We start from the raw sequence: 2,000 nt of genomic DNA, 5'->3' as shown, positions 1-2,000 counted from the left end.
GCGGCTGGCCGTCGATGGCGGCGAGCCGGCCGGTCGGGCCGTCCAGCCGCGGGGTGGAGGAGAGCAGCGCCGCGGTGTAGGGGTGGCGGGGCTGTTCGAACAGCGCCTCGGCCGGTCCGGACTCGACGATCCGGCCCGCGTACATCACGTAGACCCGGTCGCTGATGGCGGCGGCGAGGCCCAGGTCGTGGGTGACGAACAGCAGGCCGGTGCCGAAGCGTTCGCGCAGCCGGTCCAGCAGGGCGATGACCTCGGCCTGGCTGGTCACGTCGAGCGCGGTGGTGGGCTCGTCGGCGAGCAGCAGGACCGGGTCGCCCATCAGGGCGGCGGCGATCATCACGCGTTGGAGCATGCCGCCGGAGAGCTGGCCGGGGTAGCGGCGCATCAGCTCGGGCCCGAGGCCGACGGCGTCGAGGAGTTCGACGGCGCGCCGGTCCGCGTCGGCGGCGCCCATGGTGCCGGTGAGGCGGACGCTCTCGGTGAGGAAGTCGCCGATGCGGCGCAGCGGGTTGACGGCCGCCCGCGGGTCCTGGAACACCATCGCGGCCCGGCCGGTGCGCAGTTCGCGCAGCCGGGCGGCGTCCATGGTGAGGACGTCCCGGCCGTCGACGAGGACCTCGCCGGCGGGGACGGCGCCGGGCGGCAGCAGTCCGAGGGCGGCGCGCGAGGTGAGGGACTTGCCGGAGCCGGACTCGCCGACCAGGGCGACGGTCTCGCCGGGGGCGACGGTGAGGTCGACCCCGTCGAGCACCGGGCGGGCGGTGCCGGGCAGGCGCAGGCGCAGCTCCCGGACGTCGAGGGCGTTCACGTGGTCCTCCGGGCGACCTGGTCGGCCCAGCGCTCGCCGACGACGTTGAAGGCGACGACGGTGAGCACGATGAGGACGCAGGGCAGGATCGCGGAGAGCGGGTAGCCGTGCTGGATCGCGGTCTGGCCGTCGAAGACCATGCGGCCCCAGTCGGGGGTGAGGGCGGGGACGCCGAGTCCGAGGAAGGACAGGCCGGCCAGGTCCATGAGGGCGTATCCGAAGTTGACGGTGGACTGGGCGAGCACGATCGGCGCGATGTTGGGCAGGACGTGCCGCAGGCAGATCTGGAGGGCCGAGTGCCCCTGGACCTGGTAGGCGGAGACGTAGGGCCGCATGCGCTCGGCCAGCACCAGGGAGCGGGTCAGGCGGGAGACGTAGGGCAGGTAGGCGATCGCCAGGGCGACGACGGGGGCCATCAGGCCCTCCCCGTGGACGGCGACGATCAGGATGGCGAGCAGCATGCCGGGGAAGGCGAAGACCAGTTCGGTGCTGCGGGACAGCACGGAGTCGATCCAGCCGCCGCGCCAGCCCGCCAGGAGGCCGACGGCCACGCCGGCGACGGTGGAGAAGACGACCACGCCGAGCGGCCCGAGCAGCGAGGTGCGGGCGCCGATCAGCAGCCGGGCGAGGGTGTCGCGGCCGGCGGCGTCCACGCCGAGCAGGTGGTCGGCGGAGGGACCGGCGAGGGCGTTGCCGAGGTCGACGGCGTTCGGGTCGTCGGGTGCCAGCCAGGGGGCGAGCAGCGCGGCGAGCACGACCAGGGCGGCGAGGCCGAGGCAGATCCGGTAGAGCGGGGCGCGGGCGGACTTGACCCGGGCGAGGCCGGGCCGCCGGGCGAGGGCGACACTCATGCGTCGGACCTCCTGGAGCCGAGGGTGACCCGGGGGTCGACCAGCGGGTGGAGCAGGTCGACGAGCAGGTTCACCGTCATGAACAGGGCCACGATGATCAGGGAGATGGCCTGGACGGTCGGGAAGTCCTTGGTGGTGGTGGACAGTTCGAGGAGCTGGCCGAGGCCGCCGACGCTGAACGCGGACTCCACCAGGATCGTGCAGACCAGCAGGGTGGAGACGATCAGGCCGCCGGTGGTGAGCACGGTGCCCAGCGAGTTGCGGAACACGTGCCGGCGGATCACCTCGCGCTCGGGCACGCCCCGGCTGCGGGCGACGGTGACGTGCTCGCCCTCCAGGGC

General features: G+C 74.0%; 3 protein-coding genes. All 3 read right to left on the bottom strand.

The genetic code is table 11. The annotated features are described in order from the left end of the window. Nucleotides 1-808, bottom strand: an 808-nt coding sequence (locus tag VR45_RS40590; protein WP_234326670.1) for an ABC transporter ATP-binding protein, incomplete at its 3' end; no start/stop codon positions are given. Beyond that, nucleotides 805-1,659, bottom strand: coding sequence for an ABC transporter permease (locus VR45_RS40585; RefSeq protein ID WP_030394094.1), 855 nt, complete (start codon nt 1,657-1,659; stop codon nt 805-807). The genes VR45_RS40590 and VR45_RS40585, both read right to left, overlap by 4 nt. Next, nucleotides 1,656-2,000, bottom strand: a 345-nt coding sequence (locus tag VR45_RS40580; protein ID WP_045944999.1) for an ABC transporter permease, incomplete at its 5' end; no start/stop codon positions are given. The genes VR45_RS40585 and VR45_RS40580, both read right to left, overlap by 4 nt.

Source organism: Streptomyces sp. NRRL S-495 (genome assembly GCF_000966955.1).
Taxonomy (GTDB): Bacteria; Actinomycetota; Actinomycetes; order Streptomycetales; family Streptomycetaceae; genus Kitasatospora; species Kitasatospora purpeofusca.
Note: the sequence above shows the minus strand (reverse complement) of the source record. Positions and strands in the feature narration are given on the sequence as shown.